The sequence below is a fragment of the Arthrobacter monumenti genome, assembly GCF_054511255.1.
In genome coordinates this window covers 74,125-94,809 of sequence record NZ_JBTNCY010000008.1, presented here as the reverse complement: position 1 = coordinate 94,809, position 20,685 = coordinate 74,125, and the positions used below count along the sequence as shown (strand labels likewise).

Annotated in this window: 26 protein-coding genes and 1 riboswitch; of the genes, 8 read left to right on the top strand and 18 right to left on the bottom strand. The window is 63.4% G+C overall.

The genetic code is table 11. The features are described 5' to 3' along the window. Nucleotides 1–13 precede the first annotated feature (13 nt). The 10 genes from ACX80B_RS13430 to ACX80B_RS13385 form a co-directional block, all read right to left on the bottom strand. Complete coding sequence (locus tag ACX80B_RS13430) at nt 14–787, bottom strand: SDR family oxidoreductase (protein ID WP_459296958.1); 774 nt, start codon at nt 785–787, stop codon at nt 14–16. Beyond that, the gene (locus ACX80B_RS13425) at nt 787–1,695 is read right to left on the bottom strand and encodes a dihydrodipicolinate synthase family protein (protein ID WP_459296956.1); all 909 of its coding nucleotides are present in this window, start codon (nt 1,693–1,695) and stop codon (nt 787–789) included. The genes ACX80B_RS13430 and ACX80B_RS13425 overlap by 1 nt, the downstream gene beginning before the upstream one ends. Then, nucleotides 1,695–2,909: an L-2-hydroxyglutarate oxidase gene (gene lhgO, locus ACX80B_RS13420; RefSeq protein WP_459296954.1), complete on the bottom strand. Its 1,215-nt coding sequence runs from the start codon at nt 2,907–2,909 to the stop codon at nt 1,695–1,697. The genes ACX80B_RS13425 and lhgO overlap by 1 nt, the downstream gene beginning before the upstream one ends. Further along, a complete protein-coding gene (locus ACX80B_RS13415) occupies nt 2,906–4,195 on the bottom strand; it encodes an MFS transporter (protein WP_459296952.1) in 1,290 nt (429 codons plus the stop codon). Before ACX80B_RS13415 ends, lhgO begins: the two co-directional genes overlap by 4 nt. Beyond that, a complete protein-coding gene (locus tag ACX80B_RS13410) occupies nt 4,195–6,345 on the bottom strand; it encodes a TRAP transporter permease (protein ID WP_459296950.1) in 2,151 nt (716 codons plus the stop codon). The genes ACX80B_RS13415 and ACX80B_RS13410 overlap by 1 nt, the downstream gene beginning before the upstream one ends. Next, a complete protein-coding gene (locus ACX80B_RS13405; protein ID WP_459296948.1) occupies nt 6,342–6,860 on the bottom strand; it encodes a hypothetical protein in 519 nt (172 codons plus the stop codon). The genes ACX80B_RS13410 and ACX80B_RS13405 overlap by 4 nt, the downstream gene beginning before the upstream one ends. Before the next feature lie 4 nt (nt 6,861–6,864). Beyond that, nucleotides 6,865–7,884: a TAXI family TRAP transporter solute-binding subunit gene (locus ACX80B_RS13400; RefSeq protein ID WP_459296946.1), complete on the bottom strand. Its 1,020-nt coding sequence runs from the start codon at nt 7,882–7,884 to the stop codon at nt 6,865–6,867. Between the two features lie 32 nt (nt 7,885–7,916). Continuing rightward, a complete protein-coding gene (locus tag ACX80B_RS13395; protein WP_459296944.1) occupies nt 7,917–8,528 on the bottom strand; it encodes a carboxymuconolactone decarboxylase family protein in 612 nt (203 codons plus the stop codon). Continuing rightward, nucleotides 8,521–9,288 carry an SDR family NAD(P)-dependent oxidoreductase gene (locus ACX80B_RS13390; protein ID WP_459296942.1) on the bottom strand — a complete coding sequence of 256 codons (768 nt, stop codon included), beginning with the start codon at nt 9,286–9,288 and terminating at the stop codon, nt 8,521–8,523. The genes ACX80B_RS13395 and ACX80B_RS13390 overlap by 8 nt, the downstream gene beginning before the upstream one ends. A 64-nt stretch (nt 9,289–9,352) precedes the next feature. Further along, on the bottom strand, nt 9,353–10,021 hold the full coding sequence (locus tag ACX80B_RS13385) for a GntR family transcriptional regulator (protein WP_459296940.1): 669 nt from the start codon (nt 10,019–10,021) through the stop codon (nt 9,353–9,355). A gap of 309 nt (nt 10,022–10,330) precedes the next feature. Between ACX80B_RS13385 and ACX80B_RS13380 the strand changes: the two genes are divergently transcribed. Together ACX80B_RS13380 and ACX80B_RS13375 are read left to right on the top strand one after the other, a co-directional pair. Continuing rightward, on the top strand, nt 10,331–11,725 hold the full coding sequence (locus tag ACX80B_RS13380) for an OFA family MFS transporter (RefSeq protein ID WP_459296938.1): 1,395 nt from the start codon (nt 10,331–10,333) through the stop codon (nt 11,723–11,725). Nucleotides 11,726–11,727: 2 nt separating this feature from the next. Continuing rightward, the gene (locus tag ACX80B_RS13375) at nt 11,728–11,829 is read left to right on the top strand and encodes an MFS transporter small subunit (protein WP_442853284.1); all 102 of its coding nucleotides are present in this window, start codon (nt 11,728–11,730) and stop codon (nt 11,827–11,829) included. Here ACX80B_RS13375 and ACX80B_RS13370 read toward each other — a convergent pair. Beyond that, nucleotides 11,781–11,915: a hypothetical protein gene (locus ACX80B_RS13370; RefSeq protein WP_459297280.1), complete on the bottom strand. Its 135-nt coding sequence runs from the start codon at nt 11,913–11,915 to the stop codon at nt 11,781–11,783. The genes ACX80B_RS13375 and ACX80B_RS13370 overlap by 49 nt on opposite strands. On the opposite strand from ACX80B_RS13370, the gene ACX80B_RS13365 reads away from it, so the two are divergent. The 4 genes from ACX80B_RS13365 (at nt 11,914) to ACX80B_RS13350 (ending at nt 13,672) form a co-directional block, all read left to right on the top strand. Continuing rightward, entirely contained in the window at nt 11,914–12,543 is a 630-nt protein-coding gene (locus ACX80B_RS13365; protein WP_459296936.1) for a CG0192-related protein, read from the top strand. The genes ACX80B_RS13370 and ACX80B_RS13365 overlap by 2 nt on opposite strands. Nucleotides 12,544–12,645: 102 nt before the next feature. After that, nucleotides 12,646–13,074, top strand: coding sequence for an SRPBCC family protein (locus ACX80B_RS13360; RefSeq protein WP_459296934.1), 429 nt, complete (start codon nt 12,646–12,648; stop codon nt 13,072–13,074). A 23-nt stretch (nt 13,075–13,097) separates the two neighbouring features. Next, nucleotides 13,098–13,325, top strand: coding sequence for a zinc-ribbon domain-containing protein (locus ACX80B_RS13355; protein WP_459296932.1), 228 nt, complete (start codon nt 13,098–13,100; stop codon nt 13,323–13,325). Between the two features lie 14 nt (nt 13,326–13,339). Beyond that, a complete protein-coding gene (locus tag ACX80B_RS13350; RefSeq protein ID WP_459296930.1) occupies nt 13,340–13,672 on the top strand; it encodes a hypothetical protein in 333 nt (110 codons plus the stop codon). 36 nt (nt 13,673–13,708) lie between these two features. Here the strand turns inward: ACX80B_RS13350 and ACX80B_RS13345 are convergent, their stop codons facing one another. Further along, nucleotides 13,709–14,713, bottom strand: coding sequence for an aldo/keto reductase family protein (locus tag ACX80B_RS13345; RefSeq protein WP_459296928.1), 1,005 nt, complete (start codon nt 14,711–14,713; stop codon nt 13,709–13,711). Between the two features lie 102 nt (nt 14,714–14,815). Between ACX80B_RS13345 and ACX80B_RS13340 the strand changes: the two genes are divergently transcribed. Continuing rightward, complete coding sequence (locus ACX80B_RS13340) at nt 14,816–15,022, top strand: hypothetical protein (RefSeq protein ID WP_459296926.1); 207 nt, start codon at nt 14,816–14,818, stop codon at nt 15,020–15,022. Nucleotides 15,023–15,136: 114 nt separating this feature from the next. Here the strand turns inward: ACX80B_RS13340 and ACX80B_RS13335 are convergent, their stop codons facing one another. After that, nucleotides 15,137–15,493: a YtxH domain-containing protein gene (locus ACX80B_RS13335; protein ID WP_459296924.1), complete on the bottom strand. Its 357-nt coding sequence runs from the start codon at nt 15,491–15,493 to the stop codon at nt 15,137–15,139. Between the two features lie 57 nt (nt 15,494–15,550). On the opposite strand from ACX80B_RS13335, the gene ACX80B_RS13330 reads away from it, so the two are divergent. Next, complete coding sequence (locus tag ACX80B_RS13330) at nt 15,551–16,096, top strand: GNAT family N-acetyltransferase (RefSeq protein ID WP_459296922.1); 546 nt, start codon at nt 15,551–15,553, stop codon at nt 16,094–16,096. Here ACX80B_RS13330 and ACX80B_RS13325 read toward each other — a convergent pair. The 5 genes from ACX80B_RS13325 to ACX80B_RS13305 form a co-directional block, all read right to left on the bottom strand. After that, on the bottom strand, nt 16,093–17,334 hold the full coding sequence (locus tag ACX80B_RS13325) for an acyl-CoA dehydrogenase family protein (protein WP_459296920.1): 1,242 nt from the start codon (nt 17,332–17,334) through the stop codon (nt 16,093–16,095). The genes ACX80B_RS13330 and ACX80B_RS13325 overlap by 4 nt on opposite strands. Nucleotides 17,335–17,499: 165 nt before the next feature. Then, the gene (locus ACX80B_RS13320) at nt 17,500–18,012 is read right to left on the bottom strand and encodes a flavin reductase family protein (RefSeq protein ID WP_459296918.1); all 513 of its coding nucleotides are present in this window, start codon (nt 18,010–18,012) and stop codon (nt 17,500–17,502) included. 54 nt (nt 18,013–18,066) lie between these two features. After that, nucleotides 18,067–18,186, bottom strand: a riboswitch (SAM riboswitch). A 74-nt stretch (nt 18,187–18,260) separates the two neighbouring features. Continuing rightward, nucleotides 18,261–18,668 (bottom strand): helix-turn-helix domain-containing protein, encoded by a 408-nt coding sequence (locus ACX80B_RS13315; RefSeq protein ID WP_459296917.1) that lies wholly within the window; start codon nt 18,666–18,668, stop codon nt 18,261–18,263. A gap of 7 nt (nt 18,669–18,675) precedes the next feature. Beyond that, the gene (locus ACX80B_RS13310; protein WP_459296915.1) at nt 18,676–20,040 is read right to left on the bottom strand and encodes an HNH endonuclease; all 1,365 of its coding nucleotides are present in this window, start codon (nt 20,038–20,040) and stop codon (nt 18,676–18,678) included. Nucleotides 20,041–20,221: 181 nt separating this feature from the next. Continuing rightward, entirely contained in the window at nt 20,222–20,605 is a 384-nt protein-coding gene (locus ACX80B_RS13305) for an RNA-binding S4 domain-containing protein (RefSeq protein WP_459296913.1), read from the bottom strand. Nucleotides 20,606–20,685: the final 80 nt, after the last annotated feature.

The following is a 20,685-nucleotide window of genomic DNA, read 5'->3' as shown; positions in this document are numbered from 1 at the left end:
GGAATCCTTTCGATCAGTAGCTGCGGACCAGGCCGCCGTCGCAGCGGACCTGTTCTCCGGTGACGTAGGAGGCCGCGGTGCTGGCCAGGAAGGTCACGACGGCGGCAAATTCTTCCGGGCGCCCGTAGCGCTTCGCCGGAATGGAGGCCTCCGAGGCAGCGCGGACCTCTTCGGCGCTGCGGCCGGTCCGTTTCGCTGCGCCGGCGTCGATGGTACTGACCCGGTCCGTGTCGATGCGTCCGGGCAGCACCATGTTGATGGTGACGCCGTCGGCCGCGATTTCCGTGGACAGTGTCTTGAGGTAGCCGGCCAGTCCGGCTCGGCCGATGTTGGACAGGGCAAGTCCCGGCAGCGGTGACTGAATGCCGCTGGAGCCGACGGCGACAATCCTGCCCCAGCCGCGTTCGCGCATCCCGGGCAGCACGAGTGAGGTCAGCCGCTGATGCTGCAGCAATAATTGGTGCACCGATTTCATGATCTGCTCATCGTCCACCTCGGCGGCGGTACCGGGAGGTGGACCGCCGCTGTTGAGCACCAGCACATCGATCGGCCCAAACGCTTTTTCCACCTCCGCGACGAGCAGCGCCGGAGCGTCGTCGCTGGCCAGATCGACTTCGACGCCGACGGCGGAGGGCAGCCGGGCGGCCTCTTCCCGGACGAGTTCGCCCCGGCGGGCGGCGAGCACAACATTGGCACCCTCCGCCGCCAGCGATTGGGCGATGGCGAGTCCAATACCCGAACTCGAGCCCGGAACGAGTACGTTCTTTCCCTGCAGTCCGGTGTCCATTAAGAATTTACCTCCACGGTTATTGCCTTCAGATGGTCGTCAATCAAAGCAGCGAGCGGTTCCGGAAGCGTCTGCGCGGGTGGGCGCACGAGCGCGTCGGCGATCACGCCGCGGCGGCGCAGCACCTCCTTGCGCAAGGCCAGTCCGACGCCGGGTTGGGCTTCGAAGTTGACCAGCGGCAGCCAGGGAGCGAAGACCCGGCGCGCTTCGTTGTAGCCGCCCCGGTGCCAGGCGTCGAGGGCGGCGCGGAGTCCTTCAGGGTGCGAAAATCCGGTCATCGCGCCCGCCGCACCGGCGGCCAGTTCATCGAGCAGCCCGACGCCGCCGAGCCCGCCGAAGACGGGTACCGCCGTCGACGCCGTCAGCTCGGAAATGGCCAATGCCGTCGGTGGCGCTTCGGATTTAATGGCGACGACGAAGGGACAGCGCTCGACGGCGGACAGGAGCTGAGCGGCGGCAATCCGCACCCCGGACGCCACCGGATAATCCTGGACCACGATTCCCGCTCCGGTTGCGTCGTGCACTGCCGTCAGATGGGCCATCAGGACATCAGGATCGGAACTGTTGACCTGCACCATTAAACCGTCGAGCGAATCGCCGGCCGCAGCGGCAGCGTTCCGTGCCTGCTCAACGGCCACCGCCGTCGAACGGGCTGATAATCCCACCACCAACGGGGTTGAACCGGCCTCCGCAGCGACGGTCTGAACCACTTCAGCCTGTTCGGCGGAGTCAAGGGCGGCGCCTTCGCCGAAGACGCCCAACACCACCAGCCCGGTGGCCGGGACGGCGGCGAACAACTGCACCTCGCGGCGCAATGAATCCGTATCGACGGCGAAATCCGGACCGGAGAAGGGTGTGGCGAGCACGCCCCACAGACCGGATTCGAGGGGAGCTGTTTGGTTGCGCATCAGGCTGCGGCGTCCTTTCGGTCGAGAAGCACATCGACGACGTGCTCGGCAATGGCCAGCGAGGATGTGGCCGCGGGGGAGGGAGCGTTGCGGACGCTGAGGACCGAGCCGCGGCGGGTGATGCGGAAATCGTCGACCAGGGAGCCATCGGCGTCGAGCGCCTGGGCGCGGACGCCGCGGGGGCCGGGGACGACGTCGTCGGTGCTTAGCTCCGGCACATACCGCCGTGCGGCCCCAATGAACTTTTGCTTGCTCAAGGAGCCGATCATTTCGGTGGCGCCGGTGCGCCAGTGCTGCTTGGCGAAACGGCGGAAACCCGGCCAGGCAACGGCGTCGCGCAGGTCGCGGGCGGAGATCCGGGACCAGCCGTAGCCTTCCCGGGCGAGCGCCAGCACCGCGTTGGGCCCGACCATCACCTCGCCGTCGACGCGCGGGGTCAGATGCACTCCGAGGAAGGGGTAGCGCGGGTCCGGAACCGGATACACCAGGCCGTTGACCAGCTCCCGGCGCTCGGGGCGGAGCAGGTAGTACTCGCCACGGAACGGCACAATCCGCGGGTCGGCTTCGTCGCCGGCCAGCGCTGCCACGCGGTCCGCCTGAAGGCCGGCGCAGACCACGACATTGTTATAGCCTTCCTCTTCGCCACCGGCGCCGCGGACAACTGTCTGCGATCCGCGCGGCGTCAGACCGGTGACCTCATAGGAGGTACGTACGGTTCCTCCGGCCGCTTCAAAATCCGCTGCGAGGGCACGTGCGACGGCGGCATAGTCAACGATTGCCGTCGTCGGGGAGTGGATGCCGGCCACGCCGTGGACGTTCGGTTCAATCTCCCGCAACTGCCCGGCGTCGAGCTGGCGCACACCGGGAACACCGTTGGCCACCGCCCGCGACATGATGTTTCCCAGCCGCGACTTTTCGGTTTCGTCCAGGGCGACCAGCACCTTGCCGCATTCGTCGTAGGTCAGGTCGTGGCTTTCGCAGTAATCCCGGAGCAGGCCGACGCCGCGGCGGCAAAGGCGCGCCTTGAGCGAGCCGGGCGTGTAGTAAAGGCCGGCATGGACGACGCCGCTGTTGTGCCCGGTCTGGTGCGCGGCCAGCGTTACCTCTTTCTCCAGCAGAGTGACCCTGGCACCGGGCTGGACCTGCAGCAGACGGCGGGCCGTAGCCGCCCCGACTATGCCGCCACCGATCACCGCGTAGCTCGATTGACTCATCGATTCTCCTTCGTATTGGTCTGTACTTCGCTCTGAATGTTTGTGGGACGTTTCCGCAGAGTCCGCAGAGTCCGCAGAGTCCGCAGAGTCCGCAGGGTCCGCACCGGCAGTCCGCGTGAGCGCCGGATCATCCGGCGTCCGATCCGGAATGTTGCCGCAGCAAGGAGTGCCACCGCGGCCGCTGCCAACCACGCCGTTTGGTACGACGTCGCTTCCACCAGCAGCCCGAAGAGGAGCGGTCCACCCGCGGAACCAAAGGAGAGGCCGGTCTGCAGGATCCCGGTCGCCGATGCTGCGGCCATCCGGTTGTCCCGGACGATGGCGAAGTGCAGCAGGCCCGTCCAGGTCCAGCCGGCGGCATACGCCAGCATGGCGCCGACGGCGAAGAGTGCCGTGCTGCCACTGGCCAATAGGACGTATCCGACAGTTCCGCCGGCCAGTAGGTTGGCCATCAGGATGTAGGGACTCCGGGTTGGATGCCGGTCGATGGCCGCTCCGAGCCCGATCCGGATCAGCAATCCACTCAACGCAGCTGCGGCGAACAGCAGGCCGGCCGAACCTGGCGATATTCCGGACTGGACGGCGGAATCGACGAGAAAGACTCCCAGCGACGTAGCTGCCGCCGCGGCCAGTCCGCCCCCTATTGTCAGGACCAGCAACCCGCCCAGCGGCGTGCCGCGGTCGGGCTCGACGGCGGGGCTCTCGACATCCGGCTGCAGCCGCGGACCACGACCGCTCGCCGCTGCCCAAATTGCTATCCCAACCGCGGCGGCCGCGCCAAAAACGAACGCCCAGCGCCAGCCGAGAACCAAGGCGATCCCCGGGACGGCCAAGCCACCCAGCAGGGTGGCCGCCGGGATGGAGGACTGCTTGATGCCGAAAGCCAGCCCGAGCCGCTGTGAATTGACGGCACGGGAAATCCGCAGGTTTGCTGATGGTTGCGCCATGGCGTTCGCGACGCCGCCGACCACCAGCGCCGCAATCAGGACGGCGAAGGAGAGCGCGGCCGAGACGCCCGCCAGCGACACCGCAGCCAGCGAGGCCGAGATCATAATGCCCCGCCCGGCGCCGATCCGCTGCACAAACCGGCCCAGCGGCCGGGCCAGGACGCCGGCCACCGTGAACAGCGTCGCCGCAGCCAGCCCGATCTCGGCCGGTCCGACGTCGAGATCGTCCCGGATCTGCACGGCCAGAGCACCCACCAGGAACGCCGGCAGAACACCGGTGGTCGTCACGGAGACGGCCTGCAGCAATGCGGCTGCCGTGCCGCCCCTGGTGGAGGCCATTACGCCTCGGCCCGGCTCGAGGCGGTGCTGCCGTTGCCTGCCGTGTGGTTACTCTTATCGCTTTTTGGTGCCCCCGGAGATTCCCCAGCACCGCCGTCGTCTCCGCCACTGTCAATTGCAGCGGATGGCGTCGGGGCATCATCGCGCCGGTGGCGCCGCCGCATGGCGAGGTGGATGAGCAGTCCCGCCACAATCAGTGCGGCGCCGATCGCCATAGCGGTCGGTTCCATAATGAGCAGCGGGATGCTGCCGGCTCCGAGGAGCACCCGTTCAGGCCAGCCGGCCGGGCCAATCAGCCAGGCGCCGGTCGCCACGGCCAGGGCAGCGACCGCGACAGCGGAGGTAACAAGGGCCAACAGCACTGTCTGCCAACCGCCCTGCATCAGCAGGCCAATTCCGGCATCCGACAGCACGAAGATGAAGGGAACCAGGAAGGCCGAAAGCGTGTAGCGCCAGGTCAGCCACATCGTCTTGATCGGCTTGCCTCCGGTGATGGCCGAAGCGGCAAACGGCGACAGCGCTGTCGGCGGGGAGACCTCGCTGAGCACCGAGTAGTAGAAGATGAACATGGCGGCCGCAAATGGTGCGACGCCGACATCCTGCAACGCCGGTCCGATGATCACCCAGGAAATAATGAAGCTTGCCGTCACGGGAACCGCGAGCCCAAGCAGGATGACCGACACGGCCGACAGCAAGGCGGTCAGGATGAGGTTCCCGCCGGCGACCAGGACGATAATGTTGGCCAGTTTGAGGCCCAATCCGGTCAGCGTCATGACGCCAACAATCAGCCCGGCCGCAGCCATCACGGGAATTACCGAGAGGGCGCCGGTGGCACCGGCGGCGAGGGCATCCCACAACCGGCGCGGCGTCATCCAGGATTGGCGCTCCAGGAAACTGAGCACGAACGCCAGCAGGGTCGCAAACACCACCGCGCGGAACGGCGTCATGCCCAGTGCCATGAACAAGACGATGGCGACCAGTGAGCTGAAGTGGTACCCGAAACGCAGCAGCAGTTTGCCGACCGGTTTGGTTTCAATTTTGACGCTGGACGTTTTGAAACGCCGGGCGTCCATCTCGATGGCAAGAATGATGCCGAGGTAATAGAGCAAGGTCGGAATCGTGGCCCAGATCAGCACCTGCAGGTAGGATTCGCCCAGCAGCGCGGCAATGATGAACGCCGCGGCGCCGAGGGTTGGCGGGGACATAATGGCACCGATACCCGCTGCGGCCAGCACGGCACCGCCATGTTCCTTCGGGTAGCCGGCCTTGCGCAGCAGCGGCCAGGAAATTCCACCGAGCGTGACGGTGGTGGCAACACCGGAACCGGACACCGTACCGAGTAGAAAGCCTGCCATCGTGACGGTCCGTCCCGGGCCGGCCTTCGACTGGCCGAAGGCCGAGAAGGACAGATCGATGAAGAAGCGGGTGGCGCCGGAGGCGCTGAGCACGGCACCGTAAATGGTGAACAGGATGATGTACGTGGCGGCAACGTCGGTCGGAACGCCAAACAGGCCCTGGGTGCCCATCACGTTGTGGCTCATCAGCCGCGGCCAATCAAACGACGGGCTGGCGAACGGGCCGGGGAAATACGGACCCCAAAAGGCGTAGGCGAAGAAGAAGATCACGACCAGCGGAACGAGTAATCCCACCGTGCGCCGGGCAGCTTCGAGGGTGACCAGAATGGCTACCGTGCCCATAATGAGGTCGAGTTCGGTCGGTATGATCGCCCTGCGGAAGAAGGCGTCCCAATCGGAGATAATGTAGGCGAATGGTACGACGGCGAGCGCCGCCAGGATCCAATCGGCGATATGCGGGTTGTCCTTCCGCCCGGCTTCCTTGGCCTTATCGGGGCGTTTCCAGCCGCGGTACACGAGGAAAGTCAGCGGCAGTCCGATCATCAGGAACGCCGGCAGGTAGAACTGCGCAGCCATCGGATTGAACACCCAGTACAGCCCGAGCAGGGACAGCCCCACACCGATGACCTTGACGATGACCAGCGGGACCCCGGTGAGCCGGCGGGCCGGTTTCTCCGACTCGTACTCTGCCAGCAGGGCCTCTTCGTCGATTGCCTTGTCGTCGCCCGGATCGCGGTCATCGGCGACGGGCGTGGTTTTTGCCCCCTTTGCCGGGGCGTTGCGTGGCTCGGTCATTGGAGCTCCTTGATGTCTAACACGATGTAGGGGTTCTCATCCTCGACCAAAGGCCACAGCGGCAACGGCTCCTCGCCGGGAACGTGCAAAGTGCGCTCGCCGAGGTCGGTGGCGGCAATCGAGAGTTCCTCGAATACCGCAGGATGCGCCGGATCCGGGGGAACAGCCCAGTTGCGGCGGTCTGCTTTGTCGGTCTCGAAAGGGGTGCCGGGAACGCCGTAGTACTCCTCAAGTACAGCCAGCTGCTCGGCGGCTATTTGCTCGAGGCGGTACCTGCCGTCGGGCAGAATTTCATATCGTTCCTCGGCCATGGTCTGGTAGATGGAGTTGCGGTAGCTCACGGCGAAGGTATTGCCGTGCAGCGGAGCGCTGGCCAGCACGTCGCCGTCGCTGTCCTCAACGACGACGGCCCGCTGATTGGGTGCCGGGTCGTGCCCGGCGGCAGCGGCGAGGCCAACGGCCCCGAAAGCGGCCGCGCAGGCAAGGGCAACGACGACGACTGCTGGCTTCAGCAATGAGCTAGCTTCCGGCCTGGTCGTAGTATGCCTGTGATCCAGGGCAGGTATCTATGAACGGAATCTTGCCCGCAGTGGAGGCGTCCAGCTCCTTCGCCGCCGGGTGAACCTGGACGAGCTTGTCCTTGTTCTCGAAGATGGCCGTCGTGACGTCCTCCTGGAGCTGTTCGTCCATCGATTTGCTGGCGACCATGATGTTCGGCGAGGCGATCACGGACACTGCCTCACTCTGGCCCTCATAGGTATCCGCCGGAACGTCCTGCTGCACGTAGTAGTCGCCGTACTTTTCGGCCAGTTCGTCGGCGTATTCGCCGATCTCCACCAGTTTCATATCGCCCGTGCTGGCCAGATCTACGAGGGCACCGGTCGGCAGCCCGCCGGACCAGAAACCGGCATCGATGGTGCCATCCCGCAGGGCGGCGACCGTTTCAGCGGCGCCGAGCTGGCGGCGGTCGATCTCGGTTTCAGGATCGATGCCGGCGGCCTCCAGCGTCCGGATCGCGCCGACTTCGGTGGCCGACCCCGGAGCACCGACGGAGATCGTCTTACCCTTTAGGTCTTCCACACTTTCTACGCCGGTACCTTGCGTTGTCACCAGCTGCATGTAGTTGCTGTACATCGAACCGATAGCGCAGATATCGAGCGGGTTGCCCTCGAAGGAGTTGGTTCCTGCGGCCGCGGCGGCCACGACGTCACCTACGCCCAGGGCAAGATCGGCCGCACCGTTTTCGAGCAGAAGCATGTTATCCACCGATGCGTTGGTTTCCTGAGCGGTGGCCTCGTAGCCTTCAACATTCTGCGTAATGACGTTTGCGATGCCGCCGCCCAGCGGATAATAAACACCGCCGGTACCGCCGGTGGCGATGGACAGGGTGCCGCCACCGCCGCCTCCTTCACCGCCCGCTTCGGAACCGCCTCCACCACCACCGCCGCAGGCAGTCAGGAAAAGAGCGGGAACGGCGAGCGCGGCGACGGCGACTCGGTTCCTGCGGTTTCGACGTGGAAAATAGTTACTTTTCGTCATGCGTTATCTCCCTTGATGGTGGTTGTTATTCATCATTGGTCTGTATTGCTGATTGCGGCTTCGCCATTGCCGGGTGCGGGCACATTGCCTGCCGCGAGCAGGCCGGCCAGCGTCTGGTAGTAACCGACGAGCACCGAAAGTTCGGTGACTCCGGCGTGGCCAAAGTGCTTCAGCGCTTCGGCATGCACTTCGTGCCCGACGGCCGTGCCGCGCAGCAAGGCGAAAGCGAGCTCGAGGGCAGCCTGTTCGCCACTGGCCAGGCCCTCCGGCATTTCACCGGCCTGCAGGCTTTGCAGTTCAACCGGACTGATTCCGGCTGAGCGGGCGACTCTACTGTGCGCGTACCACTCGTAATCCGACTGCAGCCAAGCCGCGACGGCGCAGATTACTAGTTCCCTCGTCCGGTCACTTAGCGCCCCGCCAAAACGCAGGGCCGAACCCAATGCCTGGACAGCTTGTCCGATAGCGGGGGAGTAGAGCAGGGCGTTGAAGGGGCCGGCCAAGCAGCCGTCGTCGTCGACAATCAGGAAGGGTCCACCTGCCCGAGGAGGTCCGGCGATGGTGTCATAAACGGCACGTTGTTCGCTGGACAATTCCCCCGGCGTCAGCAGGGGAAACCGACCGCCCGCGGCCCGGTCAGACAAGAGTGCGACCGCCGTCGATGTAGAGCACTTGCCCGGTGATAAATGCCGCCTGCCGGGATGTGAGGAACAGGACCGCTCCGGTCAGATCCTCGACCGATCCGAGGCGTCCGGCCGGAACCAGAGAGGTGTAGTGCTCCCTCATCCCCGGTTTGTCGAGGTGGTGCCGGGTAAGTTCCGTGTCGACATAGCCGGGGCCGATCGCGTTGACGGTCACGCCGCCGGACGCCCACTCCCGCGCCATCACGCGCAACAGCTGATCGAGCCCGCCCTTGCTTGCGGCGTAGGGTCCGTGGTCCGGGTGCGCGAGCAGTCCGGATACGGACGAGCAGTAAACCTGGCGTCCGTATCCAGCCTCGACCATCAGCCGTCCCGCCGCCTTGCCCAGACGGAAAGCGCTGGAGAGGTTGACGTCAATGATCCGCTGCCAATCGTCGTCGTCGACCTCCAGCACTGGAACCCGGTGGTTGATTCCGACCGCATGGACGAGTACGTCGAGGCCGCCCAGCTCCGTCCCGCAAGCGGCCACGGCTTCGGCGCAGCCCTGGGTAGTGGTCAGGTCTGTCCGGATTCCCGACACCCGGGAATCCAATACCGACAAGCGCTCCGCCGATATATCGGCGACCAAAACGATGGCTCCGGCATCAGCAAAGGCTGTGGCGCAGGCTGCTCCAATGCCGCCAGCTCCTGCGACAAGCACACGCTGACCGGCCATTCCGAGCCAGTCATAGGCAGATGCTGTGAGCTCACTGGTGGAAGTCATTTGGATACTGTATCCAATTTCACGAGCGAATGTAAGTCACATCACAGTAGAGTTTTCCGTGACTTTAGCCCGCCGCGAGGAACTTGTGGAGGGCTTCAACCGCGTGTTTGCGGTGCTCGTCCAGCATGGCGACCAACCTGTCTGCATCCCGGGCGGCGAATGCGTCGACAATCAACGCATGCTCATGCTTGACGACGGCACGGTTGGCTTCACTGCCGTAATAGACAAAGCGGTAGGTGTCCGTTGCGTCCCACAACACGCGGACGAGCCGCTCCAGCCGCGGCATCCCGGCGGCGGTGACGAGAACAAAGTGGAAGCGGCGATTCGCCTCGGTCATGGTCAGCAGGTCACCCGCCTCACTGGCAGCCTCGACTTCCTTGGCGGTCTGCTGCATGTCATGCAGAACGTCATCACCGGCCCGCATGACGGCAACACGGGCCGCCTCGGCCTCGAGGATCTGCCGGATCCGGTAGACCTCCAGCAGGTCGTCAAGGGAAAGAGTGGCGACTTTATAACCGCGGTGCGGTTCATAAACAACCTGACCCTCGCTCTCAAGGATCTTCAGCGCCTCGCGCAGGGGCACCCGGCTTACGCCGAACCGGTCGGCCAGCGCGTCCTGCCGTAGCGGTTCACCGGCCACCAGTTCCCCGGCCACGATCGCCTGGCGCAACTGTCCGAGCACGAAAGCCTGCGCGGTTGGTGGCCGCTTGCTCGATTCCTCTGCCTGGCTCATCCCGGCTGCTTCTGAAGACGCACTCGCATCACATAATTGACTCTAACTCAGTGCCCCGGTGTGCATCGGATGTTGATCAGGCACAGAAAACCTTGCCGGTCCAACAGCATGACGGGGCCAAAACGCAGCACTATGGAGGGGAAACCTCGCGCCGTTGGGGGCAAACACTGTCATTCATCGCGAAATTGCTACCGCTCGTCGCACAGCAGTTCCTCCGGCCCTTCCAGGAAATGCGCAAGTATGTGACCTACTGCACAATAGCGAGGAGGCCGTGCTTCCTCGCGGTCAGACGCGACGAAGGAGTTTCACATGGGTTGGCTCGACCGGGAGCGTACTGTCGCCCCACCAGGCTTTAACCGCTGGCTGATTCCACCGGCAGCATTGGCTGTCCACCTGTGCATCGGACAGGCCTATGCCACAAGCGTTTACAAAACCGCCCTGGTTGAGCATTTCGATGCGAGCCTTACCCAGATCGGTATTATCTTTTCGCTCGCCATCGTCATGCTCGGCCTGTCCGCCGCCGTGATGGGCACCTGGGTCGACAAGAGCGGCCCCCGCAAAGCCATGTTCACATCGGCGCTCTTCTGGACCACCGGATTCCTGGTCGGAGCGCTCGGAATTTTCACCAACCAGCTGTGGCTCGTCTACCTCGGCTACGGCGTCATTGGCGGTATCGGCCTTGGCATCGGTTACATCTCGCCGGTCTCCACGCTGATCAAGTGGTTCCCGGACCGCCCGGGACTCGCCACCGGCATGGCCATCATGGGCTTCGGCGGCGGCGCCCTGATCGCCAGCCCGCTGTCCGCCTTCCTTTTGTCCGCCTACGATCCGGATTCCGGCACGGAGGGTTGGGTTGCCAGCGGTGAAGCCGTGGGCATGCTGTTCATTACCCTGGCCGTCATCTACCTCGTCTACATGCTCTTCGGCGCCTTAACCATCAGGGTCCCCGCCGAGGACTGGAAGCCGGCCGGTTTCGACCCCTCAAAGGTGAAGGCGAAATCGCTCGTCACCTCCAATCAGGTTTCCGCCGCCAACTCGATCCGGACCAAGCAGTTCTGGCTGATCTGGATCGCGCTGTTCTGCAACGTGACAGCCGGCATCGGCATCCTCGAGCAGGCCGCACCCATGATCCGCGACTTCTTCCGCCAGCCCGACGGCGTCTCGCTGGTAAGTGTCGGCGTCGCCAGCGGCTTCGTGGGTCTGCTGTCCATCGCGAACATGGCCGGACGCTTCGGCTGGTCCACCACCTCGGACCACATTGGCCGCAAGCGCATTTACATGGTCTATCTCGGGGTCGGGGCAGGACTGTACTTGATCCTCGCACTCGCCGGATCCAGCGCCACCGCCCTGTATGTGGTTCTCGCATTCTTCATCATTTCCTTCTACGGCGGCGGCTTCTCGACCCTGCCGGCCTACCTGCGGGACCTGTATGGCACGTTCCAGGTTGGTGCTATCCACGGACGGATGCTCACCGCCTGGTCCGCCGCCGGCATCGCCGGACCGCTGATCGTCAACGCCTTCCTGGATGCGCAGGGCACGCCGGGCGAACTGACCGCAGCGGCCTACCAACCGGCACTGCTGACCATGGTCGGACTGCTGATCATCGGTTTCATCGCCAACCTCATGATCAAGCCGGTCGATGAGAAATTCCACGAACCGGCCGAGCCCCGGGACAAGATCCGGGCAGAAGCAAGGGAGTCATAGAAATGGAAAATGCACGAGTTACTGTTGCCTGGGCCCTGGTGGGAATCCCGCTTTGCTACGGCCTGTTCATCACCCTGACCAAGGTGACAGCCCTGTTCAGTTGACCAACTAAAAACCACAGAACGACGACGGCGGCACCCACCCAGGTGCCGCCGTCGTCGTCGTGCCAATCGCCTAGGCTGGCCTGCATGGCGATCATTTTCGATGCGGTCTTGAAACCGACAAAGCTGGACCTTCTCACGCACTGGCTGCCGTCCCAATCATGGTTCGATGGCGATCCGGAGGAGCTGGAGCTGGTTGGTTCCTTCCGTTTCGACGACCCCGGCGGCGAGGTCGGCATCGAAACCCACCTCGTCAGGGCAGGAGATAAGGTCTTTCAGGCCCCGCTGACTTACCGTGGCGCGCCGCTGGAAGCTGCCGGAGAGTGGCTGATCGGCACCATGGAACACTCGGTGCTCGGCCAGCGATGGGTCTACGATGCCTGTGGTGATCCCGTCTATGCCGCAGCCCTGGCCGCGACCTTGCTGGCCGGCCAGCCGCAGGCGAAGCAGTACCTGAACAACGATGGTGAGCTCAAGGAGTTGCCATCTTCCGTGCAGATCGAACCCGGCGGCGCGCCCGGAGACGGCCTGCCGGAACAGATTCACGCAGAACCGACGACGGCGGGTGACGTCACCACCATCAGGACCGGGGCGGAGGACCTGGCTATCAACCGCGTCCTCGATCTGAGCGGCAAAACCACCGGCACTCACTTCGTAACCGGTACCTGGCAAGGCAATCCGACGCCGGTCCAGCTCGCCTGGATACCTGACGCCTGATCCGGCTGCTCAGGCCAGCAGCGTGCCCATTCAGGTGCGTACCGTCGTCGTTCCGACGCCTCGCTCTTCACAGCGTCCGCCATGCAAGGCATGATTCAAGCTATGGGTGCAAACACTGCCTTCACCGACACCGAACTGATTTACGTTTCGTTCACCCGCGCCTGGGAACTGCTGACCGACTGGGACGCGGCTTCAGGATGGATGCCCGGAGTGACGCATATGTACGCGGAGGGGCGGCCGGAATTGGGGATGGCCATCGACTACAGCTCCAACGGGCATCAACGGACGGCAACCATTACCGCGCTGGACCCGGAACGAAGCATCACGCTCACGACCAGCGAGGGCGATGTGCAGACGGCGTACCGCTACGACTTCGCCAAGGACGGCGACAATGTACGGCTGACCATTACCGCCGACGTCGTGGTCAGTGAAGACTTGGCCGACATGGCGGATGAAATCCGTGCCGCGGTTGCAGAGGCTGATGGTGACCAACTGGCTCTGTTCAAACGGTATGCTGAGGCTGCTCCGTAAGGTAGCGACCCGAGGAGGCGCAGATGTTCGTTCTATTTGGTGTTAAGACCGTTTTCAACACCCTGTCCGTCAGGCCCGGCAACTGCCGTTACTGCCATCAGCATGTTGACCAACGGCTGCAGGAGCGGGCAAGTCGGTTCACGCTGTTCTTCGTCCCGCTCTTCACATTCAAGCGGCGGTATCAGGTCAGCTGCTCCAACTGTGGCGGATCGACTGAGATTTCCAGGCAGCAGAAAGAGAGCCTGGTCTAAGGAAGGAGACCGCGATGACGGAAGGATCCGCGCCGGGCCACGAATCGTACATGGTCGGCGGAAACCTGCTCAACGAGCAGGACGAAATTCTGCGTGCTAAACGAGACCACGAAGCGGCCCAGCGCGAGGCCGGGGATATCGTGGCCGATGAGGAATGCGTCGCGGACAATAAGCATTCCGGCGATGCTGAGGACAATGAGGAGCAGGAAGAAGACTCCGGCCTTCGGGGCGACGGCGCCACCATACCGGACGAACATGCCGATTCGATTACTGAAGAGCAGCACACCCATGGCGGAGGTGCTGTCCCGCCGGGTGACTTCGGTGACGAGGACAGAAACCAGCGGTAAATCCGTGGGGGCCGTAGCCCCCACGGATAAATGCCGTCAGGCCTGGCGGGTCTCGGGTGACTTGGTCATTGCCGGATCCCGTTCGGCGAGGGACCCGACGGCGTCGTCGATCCGGGACATGGTGTCGGCGTCCAAGGTCACGCCGGCCGCCTTCACGTTGGATTCGACCTGTTCCGGACGGGATGCACCGATAATGGCCGAGGCCACGTTCTGGTTCTGCAGCACCCAGGCGATGGCGAGCTGAGCCATGGTCAGTCCCGCCTCCTCCGCGATCGGCTGAAGCTTCTGCACCCCGGTGAGGACGTCGTCGGACATCCAGCGTTTGATCATGTCCGCACCGCCCTTCTCATCCGTGGCGCGGGTGCCCGACGGCGGCGCCTGTCCGGGCTGGTATTTACCGGTGAGCACGCCCTGGGCGATCGGGGACCAAACAATCTGGGACAGACCCAGTTCCTCCGACGCCGGAACAACATCGGACTCGATAACGCGCCACAGCATGGAGTACTGCGGCTGGTTGGAGATGAGGTGGACGCCCAGTTCTTCGGCCAGCTTGTGCCCGGCGCGGATCTGGTCGGCAGTCCATTCGCTGACTCCGATGTAGAGTGCCTTGCCTTGCCGGACGACGTCGGCAAACGCCTGCATCGTCTCCTCCAGCGGGGTTCCGAAATCGTACCGGTGTGCCTGGTACAAGTCCACGTAATCGGTCTGCAGACGGGTCAGGGAACCATCGACCGATTCCATAATGTGCTTCCGGGAGAGCCCTGTGTCGTTGTGTCCCTTCGGCCCGGTGGGACCGAAAACCTTGGTGAAGATTTCCAGTGATTGCCGGCGCTGGCCCTTCAAAGCCTCGCCGAGAACAGTTTCCGCTGCGGTGTTGGCGTACACATCCGCGGTGTCGAAAGTGCTGATCCCGGCGTCAAGGGCGGCATGCACACACTTGGTGGCGACGTCGTTCTCCACCTGTGAGCCGTGGGTGAGCCAATTGCCGTAGGTGATTTCCGAGATTTTGAGGCCGCTGTTTCCGAGATATCTAAAGTCCATGAGTTCGAGCCTATCGGAGGACTTTTGCCAGCGGTACGTCCCACCCCAAGGTATTTCCTAGGACGGACTGCGAAATTAACGGCATACGAAAGGAGGTGCGTGATGATCAGCGACAATTACATTGAGCTAACCACAGACCGGTTGGAAGCTGAGTTCGCCAAACTGACGGGGCATCTCGAAGCATTTCAGCACAGTCCCCAACGGCGGGAGCAGATTAACCGGGAAATCCGGTTGATTGCCTTCGAATTGCGGTACCGGAACAACCTCTTGGCGCGTCAGATTCAAGCATGCGAGGCGCACTTCCTGTAGGAAGGGATTTTCCTGTAAGCCGCCCAGGGCCGGATGTGGCCGGATCCTGACAGCTTGACGTGCCCGACGACGACAGTAACCGCCCGACGACGGCGGGAAATGCCGCGCCGCAGGTCAGTTGTTGGTGGAAGGCCGGGTCTCGTCGGATTGAGCCTGGAAAGGCTGCGGCTCGACCTTGTATGGGTCGCCACCGCTCGGCCCCGTCTCCGTAGCCTGCCCGTTGTTGCTGGCGTGCTTGCTGTGGCTGACCCGGTCCTGGATCTTTTTGGCAGCTTCGCTGGCCTGGTCCTTTACTTCGGGCGCCTTGTTCTTCAACGTCTGGGTTGTCTTAGAGACCTTGTCCTGAACCTTCGGGTCCTTCCATAGTTCATTGGCTTTGGTCTTCAGCTTTTCGTAGCTTTCCCGGCCGGACCGTGAACCGAGGACGTAGCCGACGGCTATGCCCGTTGCCAGTACAATTTTGTTTTTCATCGTGGCGCTCCTGTCATCAGTGTTGAACTGCTTAATTCGAATCTAGTCGGGAAGTCCATGGATGTCACCAGCAGATTCGGCCCATCGGCGAGGGTGAAACTTCGCCGCGCCGTTGACTCGGATGCCGGTGCAATCGGCGCCTTAATCCGTTTCTCCAAGTCGGAAGCCATGCCATGGCTGTATGTTCCGCACACGGCCAGGGAGGACTCATGGTGGGTCGCGAATGTCCTGCTGCCCGGCTCCAGCGTGTGGACCGCCGTCGTCGATAATGAACTCCTCGGCGTCCTGGCTCTGCGGCCAGGCTGGGTCGATCAGCTGTACGTCCTTCCCTCCGGACAGAGGACGGGAATTGGCCGGCTCCTGCTGCAGCAGGCCAAGGACCTCAACCCGGAGGGACTTCAACTCTGGACCTTTCAGCGTAATACCAACGCTCGTGGTTTCTACGAGCACGCAGGCTTCACCATCAGGAAGATGACCGACGGCGCCGGCAATGAAGAGCGCGAACCGGATGTGCTCTACGCGTGGCTGCCCGGCGCAGCGTCGTCGGAAACTGCGGCAGGCGCCCACGCGGCGACGTCTCTAGTGGACCGGCCTCGTTCCTAGGTGTACCAGGTCGGTTCCGGGATCTCACCGAGCAACGTGTGGCGGCCGACCTCCCGGTATTTGTAGGGGAGCGGGTCATGCAGGCTGTGGGTGCGCAGGTTCCGCCAGAAGATGTCCAGCCCGACGGCGTTGGCTGTCGCCCGGGCGCCGGTCAGCTCAAAGATCTTCGTGGCGGTCTCAAGACCGTCGTCGATGATGCGTGCCTTCGCCGCCGCAATCCGGACGGCGATTTCACCGCGGACTTCCGGCGTCAGGTTTTCGCGGTCGTCATGGAGGACAGCACTGATTTCCCGTCCTGCCTGGTCAATCAGCGCGGCGTCGGCCCACAGCTTGGACTGCAGCCGGCCGTAGCCTTCCGCCACGTACCACTCGTCGGTGGCGCGTTCCTTGTTGTCCCCGCCGTAGGGCCACGCTCGGCTCGTCGAGCGGGTGTACGCTGCCGCCGTCGTCAATGCGCCTTCCGCTATGCCCAGATAGAAGTTCGCGAACACCAGCTGGATGGCCGGCACGTTGAGGGTGTTGTAGACCAGCGGTTGGAATTCGCCGTCGACGAATCCTGCGGCATCCGACCAGTCGATGCGCACGTCCTTGATCTCTACGGATCCGGATTCCGTCAGCCGCTGGCCGAGGTTGTTCCAGTCCTGTCCGAAAATGATTCCCGGCTGGTCTGTCGGGACGATCGCGAAGACATGCGTTTCGGTTCCGTCCAGAACGCCTTCGATGACGGTAAGGTCGGCAACCTGCCCGCCGGTCGAAAAGGACTTGCGGCCGTTGAAGGCGAGTTGGCCGTCCACCTCGTGGATGATCAAGTCGCTGTCGCGGGGATTGACGGCTCCGCCAAAGAATAGATTGTCCCGTGTGTAGAGCTCTTCGACGGCGGCAATCTGGGCATCGGTTGCGACCAGGCGTGCGGCCCAGGCCCAGAGATAGTGGTAACCAAGCAGCTGCCCGATCGAGCCGTCGGCCCGGGCGATGATCCTGATGACCTTATATACGGTTTCCCAGTTCTGCCCGCCACCGCCGTGCTCGACCGGGCCGAGCAGAGTGACGAGGCCCGAACTTTTGAGCAGCTCAACTTCGGCCCGTGGTGTCTCGTTGGCTCTGTCCCGTTCGACGGCGTCAACCGCGAGGATGTCCGCGACTTCCTGGGCGCGGTACAGCCATTCGTTCGGGTTTTTTGGCCGGGGAGTGCCGGCCCATCGGTCGTTCAGTTGGTTTGTGTCCAAGGTGGTGGTCATTGTGGGGTCCTTTCATGGGGCCGTTGCGGCAGGTGAATTGGGCAGGGTGAAACGAACAGAGGGCAGGTAGGAAGCAGGGGCCGGGGCTGGAACAGGCAGGACTGCTGGAGTTACTGGAGCCCTTTTCCCCGGGGGAGGCCGATGGGCAGGAAGAAGACGAGTGCCCTATACGAGCGCGGGTTGCTTCAGATGATGGAAAGCAGAGGCATGGAAGACCAGCGGACCGGGCGAATTCTCCTGGGTGGAGGTGCCGTGGACCCGTAGCAGGACCACATCATGGTCGCCGGCCGGCATTTCCTGTTCGACGGAACATTCCAGCCAGAGAGCCGCGTTCTGCAACAGGATGGCGCCGGACTCGGTGGTATGGAGATCCAGCCCGGCGAACCGGTCGGCTGACTTCGACGCGATCTGCAGGCATACGTCCTCGTGCCCGGAGGCGAGGATCGAGACGCCAATCCGCTGGCTGCCGCGGAGAACGGGCCAGGTCCGTGACTTTTTCTGGACGGCAAACATTACCAATGGTGGATCGAGCGAAACGCCCACGGTAAACGAGGAGGCAACGATTCCCTCCGGCTTGCCATCGACGCTGGAGCACAGCGCGGCAACTCCCGAGGGGAATCCGCTGAATGCGCGACGCAGGGCGTCGGGACTTAGATCGGCATTTAGAGACACGCTCACACTTCCTCTGCAATGAGGCGATTCCACTCATCGGCTGTGAACGATGCGGCGGAAACGCCGTACTTGCCAGTCGGGGGTGTTTTCCCGATTGACCTAATCATCACCTGGAGCACCCCACTACGGCGAGAGGGTTGCTGTCCAGCCGGCCAGGGCCTGTGGCTGGAACTCATGATTGCGTAATAAACGCTAAGCCCGACAGGGCGAATGGTCAAAGAAGAGCGGGAAATAGTTCGTAAGATTCCGGGAATTCATTCCTCCTGGCTGGGCGGATGTTCAATGGCGGCACGCTCCTCCAGCCAGGCGAGGACATCATGAGGGCGGATACGTCGGTGGCTTCCGCGGTACTCAACAGCAATAGTTCCATCGTCAGTCAGATTGCGCATGTAGGTATTGGAGACGCCGGCAAGCTGCGCCGCCTGCGAGGTGTTGAGTAGTTTCTCGCTGGTGCTGATCGTAATGGCCTCATTGTTCGCAAACCGATTCAGCAGATCGAGAACGGCCGCCGTTGCTGCTTGGGGAAGCCGGACGCTGGTGCCGTTCACAAAAACGGTGGCATCCGGCGATTCGCCCAATGCGGCCGCAAGCCTTCCGGCATCGTCCGACGACAGGGCGTTGTGATGTGAAGTCTTGCTCAGTGCTGTGCTCTCCGAAGGCATGCCACCATCATGCCTTGGCCGGAGTTGCTCCCGGCAGACTAGGCGCGGTGGACCAATAGACGTGTCCAGTTGGTGTGGACGTTTTGGTCCTATACCGGCTGCCTCTGTCCGGACCGGTGTCCGGTGGGTCGGGAGCCGCCTGGACCGCCCATCCGGGTGCTTCCTTGGCGTAATTGCAGGCTTCGCAGAGCCCGCGACCGTTGGTTTCGTTGGTTTGGCCTCCGGCGGACCAAGGAACCACATGGTCGGTGTGGCGGATCGGTGCATCGCACCAAGGTGTTCCGCAGATTTGGTCGCGTGTTGCAATGAAGCGTGCCAATCCCTTGGGGAAAAGCCGGGACCGTGAGTCCATGCCGATGAGTTGGCCGGAGACCGGTGCTGTGTAGAGGCGGCGGATCCAAGCTTCTGCCGCCGCTGTGCCCTGCCGTGCGAGGTCCCGTCCGGTTTGGGCCGGAATGACTCCATAGCCTGGCAGGAAGGCAGGTTCGCCATCGCCGGCCAGCAAGGTCCGGTCTGTCATCACCACTTGTACGTCTACGGCGGGGGCGTCGGCCTGCCACTGCCCTGTGATGCGTTCGACGAAGGTGTCTGCCATGAACTGGCCGCGCCCTCGTTGATCACCTTCGGCGCGTGGACCGTTGGCTGCCCGCGTAAGTGCCGCCAGCACTGCCACTCCCTGGGAAGCGGGCAGCAAGGCCGTCACATAAGCCATGGCGTCAGGCGCGGGCCTGCCCGTGACACTGCGTTCATTAGTGGCCTTGGCAGCCCGCCGCACAACCGAATGCGGATCGAGTTTGTATGAAACCTTGCGTGCTTCCGCGGCGAGACGTCGATCGCTCAATCCTTGAAGGTAGTCCTGGTCGGAAGCTATTTGGTGGTCGACTTCTGCGCGGTCCTCAACTGTCAGGCAGGCGGTTTCTTTCACCAAAAGCGTGGCCCGCCATTCCGAAACCTTACCGGCGGTCAACGCCTTCAGGGTATGGGGCATTTCGTTGACAAGAGCTTTGGAAAAGCCGAGGTGCTGGTTTCCCTGATGGGGGGACACCCGCCGGGCAAGTGCGATTTCGCCAGCGATTCCCTTCCCCTGCTCCTTCTTCGGCATGCCCATGGCCGCTTGATCCTGTCGCTGACGGGAGTCGAAGTCCGCGGCGAATCTGGCCTGCGCTGCTGCGGCCGCTGCTTTGAGGTCCTCCAAAGCACCGATACTGTCAATGCACTCCTTCTTGGAGGCGACTTCCAAGTGCCTGAGCTCTTCTATCCATACTGCGATGGAATCCGGGGCGGTGATCGGGGCAGCCCAGGGGGAGCCGCCGTCGGCCGCATTGGCGCGGACCGACGTCTCAGTTGCCTCTGTAGCTGAATTGCCGAACATGTATCCACCGTATCCAGGGGCGCGGCGCAGTAGGGAGAAAAATGTTCGAATGTGGATGGCGAAGCCCGAATGGCAGGTTGTGGAGGACGAGTGATTCATGGAATGACGCTCGTGAATGGCCAGATGCGGCGCCTGCTTGCGGGACCGTGGTTTGGGAGGACTGGGACGGTGGGGGAGTCCGTTAGTCTCCGCGCCGGAAGCGTTCGAGCTCACGGCGGTCCTTCTTGGTGGGTCGTCCCTTACCTCGGTCGCGCTGGGGAAGGCCGAGCGCCGGCAGGGCCGGCCGTTTCGGAGTGCGGTCGGTGTAGCAACGGGTGGCGGCATCGGCACCCACACGCTTGGCGATCAGGCGCCGGACCTCGAGGACGCGTTCAAAGCCGGACTGGCGAATGCGGATGGTGTCGCCTGGAACCACGGTCTGCGAGGCTTTCACCGGGGTGTCGTTCAGGCGAACGTGATGGGCGCGGCAGGCTGCGGTGGCTGCGGACCGGGTCTTGTAGATGCGGATCGACCACAGCCAGGCGTCCACCCGCACGGTACTGAGGTTGCTGTTTGGAGTACTCATCGGAAATCGAGTCTAGTAGCCGTCATCATCCAGAGGCATGGCCGCCGTCGTAATTTCGATGCCGCTGCACCGTTCCCAGC